Annotated in this window: 20 protein-coding genes and 1 other annotated feature (1 of these 21 running past the window's edge); of the genes, 5 read left to right on the top strand and 15 right to left on the bottom strand. The window is 44.9% G+C overall.

The window, feature by feature from the left end; translation table 11 throughout:
- Positions 1-216 (bottom strand) — a binding site (T-box leader) (it extends 26 nt beyond the left edge of the window).
- Between the two features lie 195 nt (positions 217-411).
- Positions 412-1,398 carry a YhdH/YhfP family quinone oxidoreductase gene (locus ACFO5U_RS11825; RefSeq protein WP_377279270.1) on the top strand — a complete coding sequence of 329 codons (987 nt, stop codon included), beginning with the start codon at positions 412-414 and terminating at the stop codon, positions 1,396-1,398.
- A 144-nt stretch (positions 1,399-1,542) separates the two neighbouring features.
- On the opposite strand, the gene ACFO5U_RS11820 is transcribed toward ACFO5U_RS11825, so the two are convergent.
- The gene (locus ACFO5U_RS11820) at positions 1,543-2,199 is read right to left on the bottom strand and encodes a Type 1 glutamine amidotransferase-like domain-containing protein (protein WP_377279269.1); all 657 of its coding nucleotides are present in this window, start codon (positions 2,197-2,199) and stop codon (positions 1,543-1,545) included.
- Positions 2,200-2,392: 193 nt separating this feature from the next.
- Between ACFO5U_RS11820 and ACFO5U_RS11815 the strand changes: the two genes are divergently transcribed.
- Positions 2,393-2,899, top strand: a complete 507-nt coding sequence (locus ACFO5U_RS11815; RefSeq protein ID WP_377279268.1) for a hypothetical protein — start codon at positions 2,393-2,395, stop codon at positions 2,897-2,899.
- Between the two features lie 492 nt (positions 2,900-3,391).
- Here the strand turns inward: ACFO5U_RS11815 and ACFO5U_RS11810 are convergent, their stop codons facing one another.
- From ACFO5U_RS11810 to ACFO5U_RS11755, 12 genes are all read right to left on the bottom strand, one after another.
- Positions 3,392-4,012 carry a DsbA family protein gene (locus tag ACFO5U_RS11810; RefSeq protein WP_377279267.1) on the bottom strand — a complete coding sequence of 207 codons (621 nt, stop codon included), beginning with the start codon at positions 4,010-4,012 and terminating at the stop codon, positions 3,392-3,394.
- A 118-nt stretch (positions 4,013-4,130) separates the two neighbouring features.
- Positions 4,131-4,769: an NAD(P)-dependent oxidoreductase gene (locus ACFO5U_RS11805; protein ID WP_377279266.1), complete on the bottom strand. Its 639-nt coding sequence runs from the start codon at positions 4,767-4,769 to the stop codon at positions 4,131-4,133.
- A 47-nt stretch (positions 4,770-4,816) separates the two neighbouring features.
- The gene (locus tag ACFO5U_RS11800) at positions 4,817-5,167 is read right to left on the bottom strand and encodes a DoxX family protein (RefSeq protein ID WP_377279265.1); all 351 of its coding nucleotides are present in this window, start codon (positions 5,165-5,167) and stop codon (positions 4,817-4,819) included.
- Positions 5,168-5,273: 106 nt separating this feature from the next.
- Positions 5,274-6,035 (bottom strand): nuclear transport factor 2 family protein, encoded by a 762-nt coding sequence (locus ACFO5U_RS11795; protein ID WP_377279264.1) that lies wholly within the window; start codon positions 6,033-6,035, stop codon positions 5,274-5,276.
- A 225-nt stretch (positions 6,036-6,260) separates the two neighbouring features.
- Positions 6,261-6,665, bottom strand: a complete 405-nt coding sequence (locus ACFO5U_RS11790) for an Rrf2 family transcriptional regulator (protein ID WP_377279263.1) — start codon at positions 6,663-6,665, stop codon at positions 6,261-6,263.
- An 809-nt stretch (positions 6,666-7,474) separates the two neighbouring features.
- Positions 7,475-8,944: a Na+/H+ antiporter NhaC gene (gene nhaC, locus ACFO5U_RS11785; RefSeq protein WP_377279262.1), complete on the bottom strand. Its 1,470-nt coding sequence runs from the start codon at positions 8,942-8,944 to the stop codon at positions 7,475-7,477.
- 372 nt (positions 8,945-9,316) lie between these two features.
- Positions 9,317-9,529, bottom strand: coding sequence for a hypothetical protein (locus ACFO5U_RS11780; protein WP_377279261.1), 213 nt, complete (start codon positions 9,527-9,529; stop codon positions 9,317-9,319).
- Between the two features lie 580 nt (positions 9,530-10,109).
- Positions 10,110-10,337: a hypothetical protein gene (locus tag ACFO5U_RS11775; protein WP_377279260.1), complete on the bottom strand. Its 228-nt coding sequence runs from the start codon at positions 10,335-10,337 to the stop codon at positions 10,110-10,112.
- A gap of 15 nt (positions 10,338-10,352) precedes the next feature.
- Positions 10,353-11,693, bottom strand: a complete 1,341-nt coding sequence (locus ACFO5U_RS11770; protein WP_377279259.1) for a TRAP transporter large permease subunit — start codon at positions 11,691-11,693, stop codon at positions 10,353-10,355.
- Between the two features lie 21 nt (positions 11,694-11,714).
- On the bottom strand, positions 11,715-12,587 hold the full coding sequence (locus ACFO5U_RS11765; protein ID WP_377279258.1) for an NAD(P)-binding domain-containing protein: 873 nt from the start codon (positions 12,585-12,587) through the stop codon (positions 11,715-11,717).
- Positions 12,588-12,610: 23 nt separating this feature from the next.
- Positions 12,611-13,288 (bottom strand): RraA family protein, encoded by a 678-nt coding sequence (locus ACFO5U_RS11760; protein ID WP_377279257.1) that lies wholly within the window; start codon positions 13,286-13,288, stop codon positions 12,611-12,613.
- A gap of 189 nt (positions 13,289-13,477) precedes the next feature.
- A complete protein-coding gene (locus ACFO5U_RS11755; RefSeq protein ID WP_377279256.1) occupies positions 13,478-14,341 on the bottom strand; it encodes a MurR/RpiR family transcriptional regulator in 864 nt (287 codons plus the stop codon).
- A 260-nt stretch (positions 14,342-14,601) separates the two neighbouring features.
- On the opposite strand from ACFO5U_RS11755, the gene ACFO5U_RS11750 reads away from it, so the two are divergent.
- On the top strand, positions 14,602-15,345 hold the full coding sequence (locus ACFO5U_RS11750) for a YwaF family protein (protein WP_377279255.1): 744 nt from the start codon (positions 14,602-14,604) through the stop codon (positions 15,343-15,345).
- 69 nt (positions 15,346-15,414) lie between these two features.
- The gene (locus tag ACFO5U_RS11745; RefSeq protein ID WP_377279254.1) at positions 15,415-17,265 is read left to right on the top strand and encodes a beta/alpha barrel domain-containing protein; all 1,851 of its coding nucleotides are present in this window, start codon (positions 15,415-15,417) and stop codon (positions 17,263-17,265) included.
- Positions 17,266-17,395: 130 nt separating this feature from the next.
- On the opposite strand, the gene ACFO5U_RS11740 is transcribed toward ACFO5U_RS11745, so the two are convergent.
- Both ACFO5U_RS11740 and ACFO5U_RS11735 read right to left on the bottom strand, forming a co-directional pair.
- Positions 17,396-18,133 carry a ZIP family metal transporter gene (locus ACFO5U_RS11740; RefSeq protein ID WP_377279253.1) on the bottom strand — a complete coding sequence of 246 codons (738 nt, stop codon included), beginning with the start codon at positions 18,131-18,133 and terminating at the stop codon, positions 17,396-17,398.
- 262 nt (positions 18,134-18,395) lie between these two features.
- On the bottom strand, positions 18,396-19,220 hold the full coding sequence (locus tag ACFO5U_RS11735; RefSeq protein WP_377279252.1) for an SDR family oxidoreductase: 825 nt from the start codon (positions 19,218-19,220) through the stop codon (positions 18,396-18,398).
- A 237-nt stretch (positions 19,221-19,457) separates the two neighbouring features.
- Here ACFO5U_RS11735 and ACFO5U_RS11730 point away from each other — a divergent pair, with 237 nt between their 5' ends.
- A complete protein-coding gene (locus ACFO5U_RS11730; RefSeq protein WP_377279251.1) occupies positions 19,458-20,795 on the top strand; it encodes a hypothetical protein in 1,338 nt (445 codons plus the stop codon).
- The last annotated feature ends 43 nt before the right edge of the window (positions 20,796-20,838 follow it).

The raw sequence follows: 20,838 nt of genomic DNA, 5'->3' as shown, positions 1-20,838 counted from the left end.
CACCTTTGTTCGGAAACTGCTCGCACAGATTCCCTTGGAAAGTACGGCCGAAGCGATACTTTTGCATGGATTACGGATGCAACTCCGGTGTAGCCTACTAAAGGTTCGGTACACAGCTCAAAGAGGTATTTCCCCAGACACCACATGCGCCTCTCATCAACCGGCTGCTTTCTGTATGCTTTAGTCGCAGGTACTCGTTCTTATCATCGCTTTTGTTCTTATACTCCGAAATGCTTGGGCAGATCTTCGTTATGCAGATATTGTTTCTCATTATAACTGGATTAAAAAAGAAGTCAATCGTCAACTGGATTTTTCATACAGATGAACAGCGGAAAAGTGAAAGGCGGTTTTCAGGAAAACAGTTTAGCCAGACAGCCATTTCGGGAACAAACTACTAAGGGAGTGATTAGGATGGAACAATTCAAAGCGATTGTTATTAACGAACAACAAGACGGCGTCACGTACGGTGTGGAAACTGTAGGCGAGGATCAGCTCTCGGACGGGGATGTCTTAATCAAAGTCGGTTATTCCTCCATCAATTACAAAGACATGCTGGCGGTTCAGAAAAAAGGCGGAGTGATTCGGGACTATCCGATGATTCCAGGAATTGATTTGAGCGGCACCATTGTACATACAACAGATGACCGTTTTAAAGAAGGGCAGGAAGTGGTCGTGACAGGGTTTGCGATGGGCATGAGCCATACCGGGGGATTCGCCGAATATGCCCGCGTGCCGGCCGATTGGGTTGTGCCATTGCCGGACGGTTTGAGCTTGAAAGACGCGATGATCTTCGGGACAGCCGGCTTCACCGCCGCACTGTCCATCTTGGCGTTAGAGCAGCACGGCATGAATCCGAAAAACAACCCGGCCATCTTAGTGACAGGTGCCACCGGCGGAGTCGGCAGCGTCGCGTTGCAGATTCTCTCCCAAAGCGGCTATCAAAACATCACCGCCTTGGTGCGCAAAGACTACCAAATCGAAGTCGCCCAATCACTTGGAGCAAGCAGCGTTATTTTCCCGGATGACTTAGGCGAACCGAAAAAGCCGCTCAACAAACAAAAGTTCGATTACGTCGTGGACACCGTCGGAGGAGAGGTGGCTTCGGTAGTCATTCCACAGATTTCCTACGGCGGCAGCATGAGCATGTGCGGCAATGCGGCCGGTGTGCAGCTGACAGCAACGGTCTTGCCATTCATCCTAAGAGGCGTCAATTTGCTGGGCATCGACTCGGTCAATGTGCCGATCGAAAAACGCGGCGCAATCTGGGACAAGATGGCGGACGACTGGAATATTACCCAGACGACATTGACGGATGAAATCACACTCGAACAAGTGCCGGAAACGATTGAAGCGATCAAGAACGGTGAGCATTTAGGAAGAACAATTATTAAGTGTTAAATTTCCCCTGGATTCAATAAAGAAGAGTTTTATTCAATTAAATAGTTCGCAATAACAGCAAAGAACGTTCGTAAAGTGTATTGACACGCTTGCGAACGTTTTTGTTTGCCTGGAAATTAGTGGAATCATTGTTATGCAGCCTCACTAGAAAGTCTCATCCATTTTTTTAATCTCTGAGCGGGAAACTACATAGACATCTCCAAGAATATCGATTTTATCTTCACTGACACGCAAGGCGCAATCCTTGTTTGACACATAAACTGTCATTTCTTCCGATAAGGTAGACAGTTCGCTCTGAACCAATGCCATGTTATTTTCAAGGTCGAAATGAGACAAAACCGAAAAATTGTTAAGGGCAATTCCATCGTAGACTGAGCTTGTATCCACATGATGTCCAAAGTTTTTAGAGCATAGCCATTTAGCGGACATATTGATCGCACCAGCGCTTGCGCCTAGGATAAGGGCTGTGCTTTTTTTGATCGGCTCTAATAATTCATAATCCTTTAAAAACCTGTTTTGTTTAATGGTATCTCCGCCCAATAAGAAAATCACTGAGGCAGTCTGTATTAAGGTATCGGCATCTCCCCGCTGCACACGGTAATTGATCAAATGATAGTCATCAAATCTAATGCCGGCCTGCTCAAGCCATGAACGTTCAGCTGCGCCATCAACATCATCAAGTGATGGATTTGAACTGATCATTACAAGCGATTTCCGTTCAGTTATATCTTCTTGTAATGCTCTAATCAGTTTCTCTGGAAAATAATTATTAAACCAACCTAAATAATAGTGAGTTTTCATAAGGACCTCCTTAGGGAGTATAAGTGCGTCATCGTATGGTGAAAAACGGCTAGCCATCTCTATTTTACCAAAGCATTGCAACCGAAGAAGCAGTAGTTAATAAAAGAAAGCCAGCGCTAAAAAGTAAAAGTTTTACAGTGCAATCAAAGGGTACACTCGAAATATAGACACTTGGCGAAAAGGGGGGTACTAGATGAAGAAGAAACTGATCTTGCTAATGATGGTGTTATTACTGATATCGGCTTGCGCGCCTTCTTATAACTTGGAAGGGAAAATTGGAGGGTCTCAGCAATCTTTTGAAGAAGTTTATGGACCAAACCAACAAGAGGATGAGACAGGGCTCTCGGCTATTTATGGTTACGTCTCGGAAACAGAAATTAGCGCCATTTTTTTTGAAGATCACGCACTTTTTATCACGTCTCCATTAGATGATATGGTCATTGCAGAAGCTTTAGAATACGCCGAACAGTTTCTGCCCGGTGATGCTGTACTCGTAGAAGAGGAGGGAGATAGGAGCGGAAACAGTGATCAAGTATATGTCTATGACAGCGAGTTGTTGGGTGAAGCATTGGAACCTGTCGGAGAAGAAGATTCCAATGCCAATAAACAACGGTTCTCTGTAAGGTTCGAAGCGTCAGAAGAAAGTAATTACAATGCGGTAAAACTGCAAGCTGATGGCCTGGAATTCATTCCAGACTAAACAGGATGTCTCTATGAGAACATAAGCGTTCTTTTAATTGCACTAGTAAAGTATTCGTAAAAGTATATGCAAAATAACGAACGTTCGTAATGAGTTTCAGGACATTTACGAACGTTTTTTGAAGGGTTTGATGCGTTTATAAAGGTGTACTTTTACGAACGGTTACAAAAATTAAATTGACGTATCTACTTAGACAATGGCCGACAATTATTCAGCAGTGCAAGTCAGATAAGAAGAACGATAGTCTGTGAGAGGAAGTCCAGTATAACGATTACTTTGAAACGAGAAGATAAGAAAATCTTTTCGGGTGTCGTTTAGATATTAAAATCTGATTAACATTAAAACTTTTTCTTGTATATTAGTTTAATGATAGGTTATCCACTGCAATCATAATTAAAGCCACACCCATTCAGGGTGCGGCAGTACTGTTGATTTGATGAAAATGTCTTTGTCCAAACTATTACAGATCATCCTTATATTTAAGCACTCAAATCAAGAAGTGAAGCTTTCGAAGCGTGCTTCAAGTTTTTCTGCGTTCATAGCGGCTCCGCCAAAGGCGATCAATTCCTTGCCCTTTTTCAAAAGCAATGTTGGATAACCATTGACGCCCAATTGCCGTACCTTTGCAAAATCGGATAGCGCTTCCTTTTTGAAAGCTTCATCCACCATTTGCGCTACTACTGCTTCAGGGTCCAGACCGTTCGCAGCAGCGATTTCCCGATATGTTTCTGGATCGCTGAGGCTTTTGCCGTCGTGATAAAACGCCTGCTGCATGGCCGAAGCGAAGTAATAGGTACTGTCCGGTGCAAGTGAACGCAAGGCCGCAAAGCCGATTGCCGCTTTTTGGGAATCCATGACAAACGTTCCGTCCTCCAATAAGGATTGGTAAGCTGGACCAAACTCAGCACCTGTAAGCTGATGGATCCGCTGATTAGCTTCTGGGATATGTGGGAAGTTCCCGATTGGTTGGCTGAAAAACAAGCCGCCAGACAAAACGGACAAAGGCAATTCAGGGTGGTTCTCATGGAATTCCTTCAGGCTATTGGAGAAACCGTGGCACCAGCCGCAGTAAGCATCCCATACGTAGATCAATTCAAGATTTTGCTGTTTCATTGTAAAATTTCTTCCTTTCTTGATATGAGCCAGTTGCCAAAAGCAGGTTTACTGACAGTAATTTTTTATGGCGTGTAAAGAGAGGGGGAGATAGAGAATCTGCTTGCGTCTCTGCTCTTTATTCCGTTTCTCCAACAACAGTGAAGCGCTCGTTCAGGTGCTGCGGGTTTTCAATTTCGTCTACAATGGCGATCGCATAATCCGCATAACTGATGTAGCTGTCGCCTTTGGAATTGACCAACAGGTGATCTTTTCCAGATTGGTAAGAGCCGGTTCTTTTTCCATCCGCATCGAATACGGCAGAAGGGCTGACAAACGTCCAGGAAATATCCGTAGTTGCCTGCAGTTCTTCCAGGTTGCGGCCTTGCCCTTTAGCGGTAGGAACCACAATCTCCGGGAATTCCGCTGTATCCGCCACTTGGATGGTTTTGTTTTCATCTACGTACAGGCTGCCAGCGCCACCGACAACAATAACTCTTGTATCTGTTCCTTTTAATGCTTCGATCAACGCATGCCCTGCATCCACATGGGCTTGCTCTTCACCTAATGGAGCACCAAATGCATTCACCACGACATCGAATTCCTTCACATCAGCCGATGTCAGGTCGAATATTGTTTTCTTGATGACTGCCACATTCTTCTCATTCAGTTTTGATGTGTCTCTGATAATGGCCGTCACTTCATGGCTGCGGCCGATGGCTTCCTGTAAAATCACATTTCCTGCTTTTCCGCTTGCTCCAATAATTCCAATTTTCATTGTATAGCCTCCTGAAATTTTTATGTTTTTGATTGCAATTACTTCATTTAATTTGTTCCCGAAATCGCGATAGTCAATGCCAAAATACCAACCATTATGGCCGGAAGCATTGATAGTAATGAATCCTTTGCGTGAAACCTTAGTAAAATGCCGACCGCCATGATCACGGCTACCCAAGCTCCACCGATTATACGAAAGTTTGAATGCCATAAAACTCCCAAGAGGAGCATGCTGCCGCCAACCAATTGGACCAATCCGGTCACATAAAGGAAATACTTTGGCAATCCCAGCTGTGTTAATTTTCTGGCTGTATAGTCTGCGCCCGATAGAGTGAGAAGGGAAAGGTATACAAATACAAATACAAGACCTAGTAAAAGTTGGTTCAAAGTTATCAACATCGATTATTTTCCTTTTAAAGGAAATCTCATTCGAGTGTCTTTCTATTTTTTCATACTACTTAAGTAGATGAAGGGACTTTTATAAGCAGCCGTTCGACAACTGGAATTAGAATTTGCCGTTCTCATGTTTCGACTCATCTTCTGCTGGGATCGTCTCCAAGACATCCCAGTGTTCGGCAATCTTGCCGTCTTTCACTCGGAACAGGTCGTAGAAGGAAGTATGGGTGCCGCCTAAAGTGCCTTCACTGACAGTCAATACAAAATTCCCTTCGGCTACGACTAGGTGTACTTTGTCATAATTCATCGTCACGCCTTGTTCGGCCCATGCTTCCAGTGCTTTCCCGAGTCCGGACAGCCCATCTTCAATGTAAGGGTTATGCTGGATGTAGTTGTCGCCGTCGAAGTAGGAAGTCAAGCGGGCCGAGTTCTGCCCCATCAGAACATCTTTCACGAAATTCTCCACGAGTTCCTTGTTTTCCACTGTTTTGTCCGTATCAGTAATCGCTGTTTCTCCATCGATCATCGAATGTCCGCTGGCTGTATCCGTCACCGATTCCTGGATATTGTCCCAGTGCTCGACAATTTTGCCATCCTCGAAACGGAAAATGTCAAAAATCACTTTCGGACCGTTCAGTTCATATTCCGAATGAACCGCAACCAAATCGCCTTCTTCAAGTACGCGCTTCACATCAACTTGGGTGCCGATCGATTTCAAGTAGTCGAGTGAACCGGTCAAGCCTTCACGGCCATCCTCGAAGGTTAAATTGTGCTGGATGTATTTGTCCGCGCTGATGAATCCTTCGGCTGGCTGCTTGTCACCGTTTTGCAGGCTTTCCAATACCGCTACCGCTTTTTCTTTATTCGTCATTTCACTTACCTCCTGTTTTTAATTTGTTTTTTCTTCTGTTGCTACCGAGCTGTTTACCAAGTTGGATGTAACTTTAATTGTTACAACCTGATCAAAAAAATTTTGCTCACTTATTAGGAGAGCAGACTTTTTTACTTGGTTGATCAACTAAGTGTAACTTTAATTGTTACAAACCGGTTTGTCAATAACAAAACATCGGAATTTGTAAAAGAAAAAATCATCTCCTTATTTACGGAGATGATCGACTACTTCTTGTAATGTTTTATTGCCTAATTCGGTTTCCATGGCTGTTTGAACACTCTCAAATGCTACATCCAATGTCCCTTGTATTTTTTTCCCGACGGGGCAATTTGGATTTGGTTTATCGTGAATGGAGAACAATTCTTTCTCTATATGAATGGCCTTATAAACATCCAAGAGCGTAATCTTTTCCGGATCCCGGGTTAATGAAGACCCAGTTACGCCAGCCCTTGAGGTCACCAATCCGGCCTTTTTCAATTCACTGCTGATTCGTCTAATGACAACAGGGTTCGTTGTCACGCTGTCAGCAATTTGATCCGAAGAAAGCTTGGGGTTGATGGCAATTAGAGAAAGGATGTGAATTGCAACAGACATACGGGTATTGATCATACTAACCCCTCCTTCGTAACAATAATAGTTACATTTCGTTGTGTTTGTCAACTTATTGAATTGAGGAATGGAAGGGGACTAGGCAAGAGGACTGAAGCTGAACTGATCAGATTTAAATAACGATCTAGTTTACATATGAGAGATTATCGGTAGAATCATTAAATAAAAAATGATTGCTGGATGGACGCCGCATCTTTGTAGAACTGCAGCCTAAAGAAGCTTTGCTCCCCGCAGGCACACATCACCTAAAAAAAGCCAAAAAATAAGGGGAGAGGCAAAATTCATTGCAGGGTCCTGACGGGAAATGTGAAACTGGTGAGAAAAGAACGACTATGTATATAACAAAAAGAAAAATAGAATATGATTCTAAATCATAAAAGTGCTTATGTCTTGACCAGGAGTTAAAAGGGAAGCCAATTGAATTCCGGTGCGGTCCCCGCCACTTTAGGTGAAAGCAATCTGCAGAAAGCCACTGCCTTTCCGACAGCAATTATTCAAGCAATCGCTCGGATGTAGACTCCTATCCGGAGTACGTAAAGATTGCAGAAAAAGTGAAGTTGAACGGCCTAGTCTTACTTCTTTCTACGAACAATCAATGTAATCGGATCATGTTCCTTGTCGATGAAAATGGAAAAAAATTCAAGTCCATTTTCATCGAATACAGCAGGCAGTTGGAAATCATCGACTCGAAGGGTGGCGGGCTTGTTTATAGAGGCAATGTTTAAAAATGGTTTTAGAGAGCTTGTCGGCAATTCGACGGCCCGGTATATAAAAAACATCAAGCTTTAATTAGCTTGATGTTTTTTGAGTTAGGTTAATACAGAAGTGGAAGCGTCGCCGTCGTCGGTTTTCGCTGATTGCCGTGCTTCTTTTTCTTCCAGTGCTTTTAATTCTTGCTCGGTTAAAAATTCGACTTTCAACCCGATGAATGCCATGAAGATGGAGATGATCGGCACGGTGTAGTTCAAGATGGCGTAAGGGGCGTAGGCGAACGTGCTAACGCCGAGTGTCGCAACGATAAACACACCGCATGTATTCCAAGGAATCAAAGGCGAAGTGACGGTTCCGCCGTCTTCCAATGCCCGCGATAAGTTTTTCGAATGCAGTTTCTTGTCCCGGTATGCTTTGGCGTACATTCTGCCTGGGAGAAGAATTGATATGTATTGTTCAGAAGCTGTCGCATTCGTGAAAAAGGCAGAAACGATTGTCGCCGCGATCAGGCTGCCCGCTGACTTCGCGACCTTGAGGATTTGGTTGACGATGGCTTGGAGCATCCCAACTTGTTCCATGATGCCACCGAAGATCATCGCCACAATCGTCAAGGAGACCGTATACATCATGGATTCAATGCCGCCGCGGTTAAACAAATTATCAACCATTTCGTTACCGCTCGAAATCACGAACCCGTCGTGAAGCGTGTTGACGGCGTCGGCCACACTGCCGCCTTGGATAAATACATAGCAAAGCCAGCCCAATAATACACCGATTGTCAAAGCCGGCAGCGCGGGAACTTTTTTTGCTACCAACACAATGACCGCAAGCGGTACGAGCAAAAGCCAAGGGGAAATGACGAAATTACTTTCCAATGCGGAAAGGATGCTGTTGATGTTGCCGATATCCACCGCAGTGCTGGCAAACTGCCTGCCGAGGATAAAGTAAACGACTAAAGCGATGAGAAGGCCAGGAATTGTCGTATACACCATATGCTTGATATGCGTGAATAAAGGCGTTTCCGTAATTCCGGCAGCCAAGTTGGTCGTGTCAGACAAAGGCGACATTTTGTCGCCGAAATAAGCGCCGGAAATGACAGCGCCCGCTACCATGGCGGCAGGGATCCCCATGCTCACGCCGATACCCATTCCCGCGACGCCGATGGTTCCCATTGTCGACCAGGAACTGCCGATGGCCAAAGTGACAATCGCGCAAATGATACAGATGGTCACAAGGAACAGTGAAGGAGTGATGATTTTCAATCCGTAATAAATCATAGTGGCGACGATGCCGCCGCCAATCCAAGCTCCGATGATCAATCCGACGAGAAGGATGATGACGATCGCCGGAAGCGCCATGCGGATACCTTTATAAGCGCCTTCTTCGATGATGTCCCATTTGTATCCGTAGCGCCAGCCGATCAAGGCGGCAATTACCGCACCGATCAATAAGGGGATGTGCGGGCTGCCGCCGAATTTGATGATGGTGATTGCCATGATGCTGATCATAACGATGAATGGAATTAAAGCCATAAGAAATGGAATTTCTATTTTCTGTTGATTTTTCATGGTTCCTCTCCTCAATGCAAGATATGAAAGCCTTTTCAACTATTTTGCCACGTGCTACGATGAGGTGCAAATGATTTTTTCAATAATTTAAAAATCTAAAATTTTTGCGCAAAAAAATTTTGCACTCTTTTAAAGCAACTTTTCTCTAGAAGCGCTTCCGAAGCAACGGAAATTTAGCTTGCTGGCGAAGAAGATGATCAAAACGGATAGAAGCCCAGTATAAAAAATCAAAAAACACCGATAGAGACCCTTGTCCTAAAGAGTCTCCATCGGTGTTCATATGTAGTTGGATTGTGTGAAAAATGATTGACAGGATAGATTGCAAATCGGGAATTTAATTGACGGTGATAGCCGAGAGCAGCGCTTTGACGCTTATGCGACTGCAGTGCTTGATGATTTTACAGATCGGTTGTTGCCTGTATACGTATCTTGACTTTCTTCCAAATATGCAAAGGCGATATCTTTTGTTGCTTTAAGGGATGTCCTGGCAGCTTCCCGACCGCTCAATTGGACAATTTCTGTCGCTTTTTCGCGCAAATTGTTCTGGATGAACTTCTGTTTGTATGCAAGCTGGGAAATGGTCATTTGCCCTCCTTATCTATTGGAAGGAATCGGCTCAAGTGAGAGTTTCTACTTATTTCTGGCAAAGTGTTCTGATACGAATCCTTTAGAGTGAATAGAGAAATTCGATCAAATAATAGAATAATTAAGAGTGAACTCTACGAAGTTCGAAGGGGCGGAAAGTTTGGAGGATTGAATTAAGGTTTGGAATTCACTTGAGAAATGTCCGATTATCAGAAGTAAAGAAGCTCCATACGCGGTTTATATCAAGTGAAATTTCACAAACGCTTAATTTTCCTGTTTGGTCCATTCGAGGCTGAAGCAGAATTGGCATATGCATCGGCGAAAAGGTAGCAAGGCTACATAAATCTGAAAGACTATGGACAATTGAGTGATTAAATATACAAATCAGAGGATATGTATTAGAGTTCCGGTACTGTTAACCTTATGCTTTGAAGCTTGTCTTAAAAAAATGCCGTTAAAAAGTAGACGACAGGTCATAAATGAAATTAGCAAACGTATCGTTAGGCAATAATAAAGGAAGCTCCAGTTACTTAATTACAAGTAACTGGAGCTTCCTTTTACACGGCAAATAAATTCGACGTTACTCACTTTTCGCTTTATAATCCGGAAAATAACCTAGGATAAAAGCGAACCCTGAAAAAATGGCTGCTAAAATAATGGTTGGTTGTTTCAACAACTCACTGCTTTGAACTGCCAACTCACCATTCCCGATCAGCAAGCCGATTAATTGGCTTCCTACCATGATTAACCCCATTAAGATGGATAATAGTAAACAAATTGTGAAAAGGCGTTCCAGTAAAATTTGCATGATAATTATACCTCCTTAGATCGGTAGTATTCCCATTCCTATTAACCAGCCTATAAGGATAACTGGGCAAGCATAATAGAAGATCAACATGACGAATGTCTTTTCAGGTCTTGCCCCGACAATTCCGGAAGCGATATATATGGATCCAGAAGCTGGAGGCATTTGTGCCGAGGTGGAGGCAAAGGTCATGACCACCACTGCGGAAACTAAGGGCGAAAATCCGCTGGCTGCCAGTATTTCATAGGAGACTAATCCCACCGCAGTCAAGGTGCCGGTTGATGTCAATGGTCCTGCAATAGCTGTGACCCCGATGCCGATTATCAATAAGGTCAGCCATTTGGGGGTGTCAACTGCACCCATCAGCTGTGCGATATTATCGGACAGCCCTAAAGCGGTTAATACTTCACTTGAAGCCACCGCGAAAAATATTAATGCCCCAATTACCGTGAAGCGGGGAATGGATTTTCTTATAAACTCAAACAATCCGGATATCGATGTCGGCACAAATTTCCTGCCCAGAAGAAAGGCGATGGCGATCATCAAAGTAGGAATCCAGATCACTATATCAATACTGTCTAACGCTTCTTCTCCTAGAGACGGAACAGATTCTATAAAGTCAGCCAAGGGCCCAATCGTTAACACCAATGGAACGATCGCACCTAAATAGATGAGAATGGAAGTCCACCCATCTTTTAACGAAACGCTCAAAGGGTTCAACGACTCTGCGGGAAAGGCTTTAATGTTCTGCTTTTTAACAAAATAGCCGATCATGATCAATCGATGCATGAATTGATAGGCACCAGCAATTAATAAAGCGATGAAAAACTCTCCCGTTGTAATTGCGGCGGCTACCGGCGCAAACCCAAGAATAATGAACATGGAAGAAGTCGGTGGCAGTGCCGATGCCATCCCGCCATTACCGACCAGTACAGTAGCCGCTATTTCTTTATTCCATTTGTTTCGAAGCATCCAAGGGCCGGTGATGGATCCTGTGGCTGCGGTGTTTCCGGAATCCCCGCCGGATAATGTCCCCATGACAGAAGAGCCGACAGCATCCATAATAGCCGGTGCACCCGGCAGGCGGCCCACCAAGGAATTTAAAATAGCCAGAAGCCGTTCTACAATGCCAAATTTATCAATGACATAAGCCATGAATACAAAAGCAATGGCAGCATAAAGCACGGAAAAAGTGGAAGCAAAGCCAATTCCTTGCATAAACAAGGCGGGGGCATTTAACCCTCCCAAAGGAACAATAGCCAAGAATCCGATCAAAGCAGCTTCTCCGAGATTTCTTTTTAACTTAACACTCCAAAAAACTAAAACGCTTACAAAAATAACGAGAGCAATAATTCCCATCAAAAATCCTCCCTACTTTACTTATTCCCCATGATTGATCGATTGCATAACTTGCTTCCAATGCGTCGGCGCTTTCCCGTGGAATCTTTCTTTTAGATCTGTATTGGATATGTTTAATAATTTATCGCGCGTAGCTCTTGTCATATGAGGTTCCACATCGTTTTCCAACATAAAGGCGATAACATTTTCCATTTCTTTCACACGTCTTTCTGAATGGAGAACATTGCCGGTAATTAAACGGTTCATGACAGTTTCAAAAGGTTCTTTGTCGATGGTCGAAGTAATAGAAGCTAAGATCGTCTCGTCCATCTCCAGTTTTTCTGCTATTTCCATTACTTCATGAAGAAGGGTGGAAAGGCCTTTTGTGAAGATGCTCCGGATAAATTTGATGTTTGTGGCATCGCCTGGAACGTCACTTACATACTCGAGGTTCATCTCCAACTCCTTGCCCCATGCCATAAACTCTTTTGATGCGTTGCCACTTACCATCATTGGCACTTTATGCTGGTTGCCTTTTAAAGGGCCCATAATAGCGGCATCCACAAATTTGCTGTTCGTGCTATGCAATTCTGATGCGATTTGCTTCTTGGTTTCTGATGAAGCCGTTGTGAGATCTACACAAATAGTTGTACGCGTTAGATGGGACGCAGCTGACTTCCATGCATCAAACGAGTATGGAGCTGGAACTGCTACAAACAAGACGTCGAGTTCTTGTTGCACTACGTGTAAAGGCGTATTAAAAAGCATAGCTTGCGCTTCCTCGGCACGCGCCTTCGTTTCTGCTTTTTCGTATAAAGGATCATAAACAAATATGTCATGGCGGCTATCTTGAGAAATAAATCCTTTTGTCATTTCATAGCCCACTTCACCGAATCCTATAAATCCAATCTTCATAGTTAACGCCTCTTTCCTGAAATTTATAAATTGTATTTTTCAAGTTTTTCTCGCAGCCATCCGGGTTCGATTGCCGATTTCTCTTCTGTGATTTGTTGATTCCGGTAGCGGCTGATCATTTCAAGGCGGTTTCGTTCATATGCTAATTTTTTTTCAGCTTTTTCTACAATTTCTTCAGCGTCTTCACGGGGGATGATTACGACACCATCTTCATCTGCAACTATGTAATCGAAAGGAGCCACCATCGCTCCTGCGCACGTAATAGTCGTATCAAATGAACCAGGGCCTTCTTTACTTGGGCCGGAAGGTAAAAAACCTTTCGCATATATTTGAATCTTTAACTGGCCAAGCTCTTGTTTATCCCGTACAAAACCATCAATTACAATTCCTTTGACGCCCAATGCTTCGGCGGCCCCAGCCATGAGTTCCCCTAAGTAAGCGGCTTCTTTATAATCCTGTCCATCAACGACAATAATATCGTCAGGTTCAACTTGATAAATCGCATGGTGCAAAAATAGATTGTCCCCTTTCGGTAACGAAACGGTTCTGACGCGCCCAACTAGAGGCTCTGAGTAGTTCACCGGCTTCACACGGTAATCCATCACATTGTTAATAGCCATCACATCGGCAAAGACGGAAGAACTGATTTTCTTTAGTCGTGCTAATAAATGAGTAGGGTTATGCGGATGCGGGTTTTCCATAAAATCACCTCTAGTAATATTTATTACTTAAATAAAGATTAAAGTAATTTTTATTACTATATCAACACGAAATGAAAATGTAAACCTTTACATAAGAATATTTTCAATAAAAAAACTTTTCAAAAGACTTTTTGAGTCTTTTGAAAAGTTTTGAATGCTGCATATGCATTTGAAAAGTGGAGCGAGAATCTATTTATGGCCCAACTGCTTGTGATGGTAACTCATGTTTGTTAAGACATCATTGATTTGATTCAGTCGTTTTTTCGCTTTCTCGGATTGGCTTAAGGCGGTTGCGTTAATAAGATAATCGGCTACTACCATTGCGGAAATAGGAGAATTGTGAAAAGCCAGGCTGTCTGAATCACAAATAAGCGTTATATCGGCGTATTCTATGACTGGGGATGAATAACTATCGGTAATCGCAACAATCTTTACGCCGCGCTCTTTGGCAGCTTTTATAAAGTCGATAATCCGCTCAGCGTAGCGGGGAAAACTTGTGGCTATTAGTAAATCTTCTGGTTGCATGGTCACGACCTCATCCACCCAATCGCTTGCATCAGCTATTAACAACCTGCAATTTCCTAATGTTCTATTGAGACCGTGGCTTAAATACTGCCCGACTGGGAGACCGCTGCGCACGCTTGTGCAATAAATTTGGTTAGAGGAAGTAATTTTTTTCACAACTTCATCCAGTTGGCCTTTCGACATTTGTTCCGTCATCTTTTGTACATGGTAAAGGTGATGGGTAATTGTTTTCTCCCATAAGTCATCTTTGTTCATATTCTCTAAATTCAGTTTTAGCCGGTTTTGGGGTGCGGTTTGGTCCCGCAATAATTGCTGCAAACCTTTTTGAAACTCACTATAGCCTTTATAACCTAGATTTGAAGTTAAACGCATAATTGTTGTGGTGCTGGTATCCACGCGTTGAGCCAGTTGATTGATAGTCAGAAAGGCTACTTCCGAAGAGTTTTTCAAAATATAGTCCGCAATAGCTCGTTGAGCGTTTGTTAATTTGGAGAATTGTTCTTTTATAACGATAAGGGGATCTGTCATTTATACTCTCCTTTTTGGTGATTTATTATCTATAGTTTATAGGTTTCATACAGTTTACTACATTTGATTGATGAACTTATCATTCATTTCATTGAACAGTTTTAATACTGCAGGTCGTTATCTTAAACTAGTTCCGGCAATAGCCCCATAGAATCCCGGATTGTAATGATAATGCGTCTTATTGAAAAACAGAAGAATCGAACTTCCTTCTAAACAAAAATGTTAAAATATTCTCATAACGAATTGCGAGGAGGACGGCTATGGAAACGTGGTTTGCGGCGAGGTCCGATTCTTCTTTTGAACTTTTTTCCTTTAGCCATTTGCTGGTGTTGGGCATCGCCCTCACTGGATTGCTTTGCATCGTTCTTTTGAAAGGCCAATTAGCTGTAAACGCCAAGCTGTTTCACTGGCTGCGTTGGCCATTGTTTGCCGTCCTGTTGATTACGGAAATTTCTTATCAATATTGGGCCGTTTTCCATGGATTTTGGAGTTTCGGCCTTCATGCGCCGCTTCACTTATGTGGCGTCGCTTCTCTGACGGCGATGCTCGGCTTGTTGACGCTGCGTCCTTTGTGGATCAAAATCTCTTTTTTCATCGGCATCTTTCCTGCGTTTCTAGCTTTGGTGACTCCGGAAATGCCATATGACTATCAGCATTTTCGGTTTTGGGTTTTCTTCGTCCAGCACACCGCGATTATTTGGGCGTGCTTGCTGCTCGGTGTAAAATTTTCCACTGTCATCACCGTTCGTTCGGTGTTTTTCGTCTATATTTTATTGCTCATGTATGCCGCAGTGATCGGATTCTTTGTGAATCCGCTGGTGGACGCCAATTACCTTTACTTGGCGGGACGTCCGACCACCGCTTCTCCATTGGATTTTTTCGGGGACGGCGTCTGGTATTACATCAATCTATGTTTGGTGGCATTGCTGTTGTTCTTGATTCAGTACGGGATGTTCCAATTGTTCTTCAAGAAGCGCCGCGAGAAAAGAACCAGTTTCAACTGATGCGCGCCGTCATCGTTTATATAATTCGCCGTTAGTTTCCTGTAAAATAATAGCATACTAGTTTAGGACGTGAAGAATTTGCCGGATTGGACTTACCATACGATGTTCAAGCCGGTGCTTTCCGAGTTGCCGGCGAAAACAGGGAGAGAGTTTATCCATCGGGGCATGCATAGGATTGCAGCGGTGCCGGGTGGCAGTATATTAATCGAATACTTGGGGCATACCGCGCCTGCTGAACAGCTGAAAACGCATCTGTTCGGATTGGAAATCTCCAATGCGGTCGGCTTGAGCGGAAAAATCGACCCTCAGCTTACAGGGACCAAAGCATTTGGCCATTTGGGCATGGGGTTTATAGAAATCGGTCCGGTAACTAGCGAGGCCGAAAAATCCGGCGCGCCGGTCTTCACCCAATCCAAGGAAAATATCGTTTTTCCTCGCGTCTTGGAGTCGCTCGGTGCCTTGCAAACGGCCGCTAAGCTGAAAAGCTTGCGGTCATTCAATAAGCCGATCTTTATCCGTATCGGGAAGACCAGCTCTTTTGATGAGACGCTGTTTTTGCTGCAGGAAATGTCCAGCAATGCTTCAGCATTTATCGTCGAAGACCGTTTCACCGACCATGAATGGCAATCTTTGAGGCGCTCAGGAATCGTTCAGCCTTTGTTATATGCATGTCCAGCTGATCAACTTGATGTCTCCTATATTGATAATTTATCAGAGAGAAAATTAATAGACGGCATTATCATCGATGAGCAGGGAACGAACGAAGGTGAAGGCATGGCATACGCCATCGCCCAAGCGGATTATTTATCCGGAAAAGTAGCGGAAGTTAAAAAGCACAGCGAGCTGCCGGTCGTCGTTTCCGGCGGCGTCACTGAACCGAAAGATGCGTTGGAATTGTTCCGTGCAGGAGCGGATTTGGTCATGCTGACAGCAGGCTATGTGTTGAGCGGCCCAGGATTGCCAAAGCGCATCAATGAAGGCTTGCTGGATACCCAACAACAATCACCCGAGATCTATAGCGGGTGGATATGGCATTGGCTATTCGGGTTTCTCATGCTGTTGGGCGGAGCCGTCGCCATGCTCGTCAGCATGACCATCGTCATCATGCCGTATGACGAATCGTTTCTGGGTCTGACGCGGGAGGAACTGATCGCGATCAACCCGAATATTTACCGCTTTATGCAGCATGACCGAATGACTGTCGCCGGAACGATGATATCGGGCGGGGTGCTGTATATGCAATTGGCACGGCACGGCGTCCGCTATGGGCTTGAATGGGCGAAGCGGGCCATTCATATTGCCGGCGTGTTAGGATTTCTCGGCATTCTGTTGTTTATCGGATTCGGCTATTTCGACTGGCTCCACGGCATCCTGTGGCTGATTTTGTTGCCGTTTTTCTGGAAAGGCTATAGGACGTCAAAAGATCATAAAGAACATGCATCTTCCCGCAACCGGACCAACCATAAAGCGTGGAAGAAGAGCCTATGGGGCCAGCTGGCATTTGTGGCACTCGGCTTTGCGCTCGCCATTGCGGGGCTGGTCATTTCCATCATCGGGGTCAACGGCGTTTTCGTCCAGACCGATATCGCATACATTTGCATGAGCCCCGAGCAAATAGCGGCGATCAATGAGCGGCTGATTCCCGTCATCGCCCATGACCGTGCAGGGCTCGGGAGCGCGTTGGTCAGTGTCGGCCTGCTATTGTTGATGCTCGCCCTTTGGGGGTTCCAGGAAGGCCAGAGGTGGGTCTGGTATACGTTTTTATTCGGCGGCATCCCGGCGTTCAGTGCCGCAATACTCATCCATTACGTCATCGGTTATACAAGTTTTATCCATATTTTACCGGCGTATATCGCTTTATTGATGTTCGCAATCGGCTTATTCTATTCAAGAGCATTTTTTTTCAAGCAATCGGCATAATCGTGCACCCTTTTGGCTTTGAAAAGCTGAAAGGGTTTTTTTGAGCGGATTAAAAGCGAAACGATCGGCCAACCCAGCTGAAATGGAGTTGGCCAATCGCCTTTTTTCTTATTCATGAATGCGACGTTGCTTATCGCAATAACAGCGTGATGAAGATGCCGATAGCCGTAATCAATCCAACGAGTGGGCCGCCTTTTTCATGGGCTTCCGGCATCATGGTAGAGGCAATCATCGCAATGATCGCACCTGCAGCAAACGAGGAAATGACCGCTTGCATCGATTCAGGGGCTTGGTCAAGCAGCGTAAAGCCAAACAAAGAGCTGAGTGTGGAGGCAATGACTACAGAGATCCACATGAACATCACTTTCTTGGTCGTGTATCCGGATTTTTTCAAGCCTGTCGTGCTCGAAATCCCTTCCGGTAAATTGCTGAGGAAGATGGCTGTGATTAATGCGATGCCCACTCCACCGCCTTGTGCGATGCCGAGGCCGATCATTGCGGATTCCGGGATGGCGTCCATGACTGTTCCGATGAAAATGGCAAGCCCGGTTCCTTCTTCAGAACTTGCAGGCTGCTCACTGCCATGGCCGGAACGCTTGCGGTGCCTGCCGCCTTTGCGGTTAATAAGTGCATCAAACGCTGTAAAAATGGCTGCGCCGCCTAAAAACCCGAGTGCGATTTCTTCGAGTCCGCCTAATTCCAGCGCTTTTCCCAATAGTTCAAAACTGACCACCCCGATCAAAGCGCCGGTCCCAAGGGCCATCACATACGCGATGAACCGCTGTGGAAATGGAACAAGCAATACTAGAATCGCGCCGAGCAAATTGGCTGCCCCGGCAATGGCTCCCCACAATAAGGCTGCTTCCATTAAGCCCATCCCCTAACGGTTAGTGTTTTCTTGGCTTTACCCTTTATAAACTTTTCCTTAACTTGCGGTCACTGCTTATGAAGTCGGACCAAGCTTTAGTGAAGAAGGTGGATTCATAAAAGCGCATTGATATGAACCAACCCCCGAAGAGTACCACTTTGAAAAAAGCGTCTCTGCAGGGGTTGGTTTAAATTCAGCTTTATATCGGTGAAAATACAAGTCCGAAAGTAGAAGATTCTATAAAATTATATACGTACTTCCATTATTTCTCGGTCGTTTTTTTCCAGCTGTCATCCATGACCATCTTGCCCGGCCATGTGTAAGCGGTGATGCCGCCGTCCACTACAATGTCTTGCCCAGTCAAATATGAGCTATCGCTTGAGACGAGGAACAAAACGGTAGTGGCGATTTCTTCCGGTGCGCCGAGACGCCCTAAAGGTGCGAGCCATCGATTGCTCTCTCTGAACTCGCGGCCAGCTTCTTCCTCTTTTGATCCGGCGAGTTCATCGATCAATGGTGTTTCAATCGTTCCAGGCGATACGGAATTTGCGCGGATGCCGGATCTGCCATATTCGATGGCGATGGATTTGGTGAAGTTGATGATGCCGCCTTTCGCTGCGTTATAGCCTGAGCGGTCTAAATCGGCAAAGCTGCCGGACATGGAGGCGTTGTTGACGATCGCTCCGCCTTCGTCCATCATGAGCGGGATGAAATACTTACTCATCAGGAAAGTGCCGCGCAAGTCTGTTGCTGTAATTTCATCGAATAAATCGACGGGATATTCATGGACCTTGCCGCCTTCTTGGTCGATGCCGGCGTTATTGAAAAGCGCATAAACCGTTCCGTATTGTTCTTTCACTTGATTCGCGAAATTTGTAACTTCCTCTTCCTTGGCGATGTTCACCTGGAAGCTTTTTGCCGTGCCGCCGTTTTCGTTGATTTTGGCGACCGTTTCTTTCAGTTCGTCTTGTTTGATGTCCGCGAGCAGGACGATGGCGCCTTCTTGTGCAAAGACCTCTGCCGTCGCTTTCCCGATGCCTGTCGCTGCGCCAGTAATGACCGTTACTTTATCTTGTAGTTTTCCCATCATCTTTTCCTCCTCTAAATTTCTCTTCGTTTTATAAGCAAACCGGCTCTCGTGAAGGGCCGTAATTTCGCTGTTGTTTCAACGATACTTCTTTAAAGTACCACCATATTCTGGGATTAAACCGCATTTTATAATGTAACCGCTTCACTCATATGAAATTTTTTTTAAGAAAATATGATCTAATTTTGCACTCGCTCCGTTGAGCTTATAAGAAAACAAAAACAAGGAGTGGTTTAGATGAACATGAAAAAAATGTTAATCCCCGTATTAGGAGCATCGTTATTGATCCCTGGAATGGGCTCTAACGTATTGGCAGCTGAGGAAGTACCACCGACGGAAACGACAGGCGTAGAACTTCGCGCCACATTGGACTCCTTATTGTCCGAGCATTACGCACTCGCTGTTGATTCCATGATGAAAGTATACGATGGAGACGAGGCCGCAGATGCAGCCGTTGCCGCACTTGATGCCAATGCTGCGGACATGGAGCCAGTCCTCGCTTCTGTATACGGTGACGAAGGCGGAGCTGCTTTTGTTGAAATCTTCGACAAGCACAATATGGGCACCGATGATTATGCCGCAGCAGTAAAAGCGGATGATGAAGCGATGCAAGAAGAAGCTTTGGCACAAATCCAGTCGTTCGTTGACGAAATGGGCGAATTCCTTGGCACCGCAACAGAAGGCAATCTTCCAGAAGACGGCGCGACTGCCGCACTTCGTGAGCATGAAGACTTTATCCAGGAAACATTCGATTTATATGTAGAAGGAGATTACGAAGCAGCTTATACATCGTACCTAGATGGCTTCACTCAAATTTTCGGAGCAGGCAGTGCCATCAGTGGCGCGATTTCTGCTCAGTTCCCGGATCAGTTCTCCGATCCGAACACACCAGCAGGTGATTTCCGTGCAACGGTTAACCGCATTGCTGCAGAGCACTTTGCTTTAGCGCAATTGAGCATGACAAAAGGCTTTAATGGTGCAGAAGACTTTGATTTCGCTGACTGGGCACAAGACCAGAACACAGAAGAGTTCCGTACAGCACTAGCATCTGTCTACGGTGAAGAAGCAAGCAACCAATTTGTGGAACTATGGAACAACGAACACATTTCTGTACAAGGCGATTTGGCCAATGCAACAGCTGCTGACGATCAACAGGGCGTCGAGCAAGCAAGTTCTACCTTGACGAGCACATTCGCAACAGAGCTCGGCACGTTCCTGAACAGCGCAACAGAAGACCGTATGCCATTGGATGAAACCATTGCTGGCGTACAAGCGCATGAAAACTCAGTCGTTGATACATTCGAACAATATGTAGCAGGTGACTACGCAACATCTTATGAAACATACCGCGCTGGATATGCGATCATGTTTGATATCGGAAAAGGATTGAGCGGCGCGATCGTCGATCAATTCCCTGAGAACTTCGAAAACACAGCACCTGAAAAAATGCCGGCCACTGGATTTGGCGGCACTGCAAACCAATCGAACACAATGCTTCTATGGGTTGCACTGAGCATGATGATCTTGCTTGGAGCTGGAACTATGATGTATCGTCAAACTAAAAAACAGCAATAAGATGGGGGAGAGGGCTGCTGGCTCTCTCTTTTTTATTAGATCT

Source organism: Planococcus dechangensis (genome assembly GCF_042654465.1).
GTDB lineage: Bacteria > Bacillota > Bacilli > Bacillales_A > Planococcaceae > Planococcus > Planococcus dechangensis.
This window is presented reverse-complemented; position numbering and strand designations above follow the sequence as displayed.